At 74.6% G+C, this 2411-nt stretch carries 3 protein-coding genes; all 3 read left to right on the plus strand.

What is annotated here, in order from left to right:
* The coding region (locus AC1DXK_RS30810; protein ID WP_477299695.1) for an Ldh family oxidoreductase at positions 1–847 on the plus strand (847 nt) is incomplete at its 5' end.
* A 75-nt stretch (positions 848–922) separates the two neighbouring features.
* Entirely contained in the window at positions 923–1747 is an 825-nt protein-coding gene (locus tag AC1DXK_RS30815; protein WP_457108617.1) for a GntR family transcriptional regulator, read from the plus strand.
* A gap of 91 nt (positions 1748–1838) precedes the next feature.
* A partial coding sequence (locus AC1DXK_RS30820; protein ID WP_477299696.1) for a molybdopterin-dependent oxidoreductase occupies positions 1839–2411 on the plus strand: 573 nt, incomplete at its 3' end.

Below are 2411 nucleotides of genomic sequence, written 5' to 3' on the forward strand. Positions count from 1 at the left end.
CGGCGCAGGTGCGTGCCCGGCGCAGGTGCGTGCCGGCAAGGTCGCGGGCGACGCGGTCCCGCGGGCGGAGCGCCCGCGGCCGGGCCTGCTCGCGGTCGACGCCGCCCACGGCTTCGCCTACCCGGCCATCGACCTCGCCCTGGAGGCGCTGCCGGACCTCGCCCGCCAGCAGGGCGTGGCGGCGGCCGGCATCCGCCGCTCGCACCATTGCGGCGCGGCCGGACGCCCGGTGGAGGCCCTGGCCGAGCAGGGCTGCGTCGCCCTGCTCTTCGCCAACACGCCCGCCGCGATGGCGCCCTGGGGCGGTCGTCAGGCGGTGTTCGGCACCAACCCGCTGGCCTTCGCCTGCCCGCTGCCGGGCCGCGCGCCGATCGTCGTCGACCTCGCCCTGTCGAAGGTGGCCCGCGCCAACATCGTCGGGGCGGCCAAGCGCGGCGAGCCGATCCCCGAGGGCTGGGCCCTCGACGCGGAGGGGCGCCCGACGACCGATGCCAAGGCGGCCCTCGACGGCACCATGGTGCCGCTGGGCGACGCCAAGGGCACGGCGCTCGCCCTGATGGTGGAGCTGCTCGCCGCCGGCCTCGTCGGCGCGCGCTTCGCCGGCGAGGCCTCCTCGTTCCTCGACGCCGCGGGCGACCCGCCGGGCACCGGGCAGCTGATCCTCGTCCTCGACGCGACGGCGCTCAGCCCGGACGCGCCGGAGCGCTTCGCGGCGCTGGCGGACGCGATCGAGACGCAGGACGGCGCCCGGCTCCCGGGCAGCCGCCGGCTCGCACTCCGTCGCCGGGCCGCCGAGGCGGGCCTCGACGTCGCCGAAGCCCTCGTCGCCGAGATCCGGGCGCTGTGACGCGGATCGCCTGTGCGGAGGAAAAACCTGTGATTGCTCCCATCGGCAGAGCCACGTAAGCCAGAGGAGGGAGAGGTGCTGGACACAACCTTCGACGCTCTACCCACGGATGGGGCTCTGCGTCGTCACGCGATGGAACGGTCAGGCGAAGGGCAGGCAGGTTCGGGGCGCGCAGATTCGGGAGGCGCCCGCCCGGTCGGCTTCCGCCCGCTCTACCGGCAGGTCTACGACACCCTGCTGAAGCGCCTGGCCGACGCGGTCTGGCAGCCCGGCCAGATCCTGCCCAGCGAGGGGCAGCTCGCCGTCGAGCTGGGCGTCAGCCAGGGGACGGTGCGCAAGGCCCTCGACGCGCTCACCGCCGACAGCCTGCTGGTGCGCCGCCAGGGCCGCGGGACCTTCGTGGCCGATCACGACGACAAGCAGAGCGTGTTCCGCTTCCTGAAGCTGCGGCCGGACGGCGACGGCACCGGCATGCCCACGAGCCGGGTCACCGGGATCGCGGAGGCGATCGCCAGCGCCGACGAGCGCGGGCGCCTCGACCTCGTGCGGTCCGCCCGCGTGGTCCGGATCGAGCGCGTGCGCGCCGTCGACGCGAAGCTGTGCGTGGTCGAGACGATCAGCGTGCCCGCCGGCCTGTTCCCCGGCATCGCCCAGCTCGAGCTGCCGAACACCCTCTACAGCCTCTACGCCGCTCGCTACGGCATCACGATCGCCACCGCCAACGAGCGCCTGAAGGCCGTGGCGATCGGGCCCCGCGAGGCGGCGCTGCTCCAGGTGCCCGCCGGGACCCCCGCCCTGGAGATCGACCGCGTCGCCATCGATCTCGAGGAGCGGCCGGTCGAGTGGCGCCTCTCGACCTGCCTGACGCAGGACATCCACTACCTCTCGGTCCTTCGCTGACCGGGATCCCCTCCGAGGCGTCGCCCCGCGGTCGAAGGCGGGGCGCGCCGAACCGGAACGCCGCTGCGACAGCCTGAACGAGGAGCGCGCCATGACCGATCGCGGAAGACGGGACTTCATGCGGCTGACCGCGCTCGGCGCCCTCGCCGCCGCCGGGGGCGTGCCGCGCGCACGGGCGGGCGACACCGCGACGCTGCCCTTCGGCAACGGCGAGCGGCCGCTCGTGGCCTATCCGGGCAAGAGGCCGCTCCTGCAGATGACCGCGCGCCCGCCGCAGCTGGAGACGCCGTTCGCGGTCTTCGACGAAGGCGCGATCACGCCGAACGACGCGTTCTTCGTGCGCTACCATCTCGCCGACATCCCGACCGAGATCGACGCCGGCGCCTTCCGGGTCGCGGTGACCGGACAGGTCGAGCGCCCGCTTTCCCTGTCGCTCGCCGACCTCAAGGCGATGCCGCAGACCGAGATCGTCGCGGTCAACCAGTGCTCGGGCAATTCCCGCGGCTTCTTCGAGCCGCGCATCGCCGGCGGCCAGCTCGCCAACGGCGCCATGGGCTGCGCCCGCTGGACCGGCGTGCCGCTCAAGGCCGTGCTCGACAAGGCCGGCGTGAAGGCCGGCGCCGTGCAGGTGTCCTTCGAGGGCCTCGACGGACCGGTCCTGCCC

It is taken from the genome of Methylobacterium sp. P3_A11 (assembly GCF_056403155.1).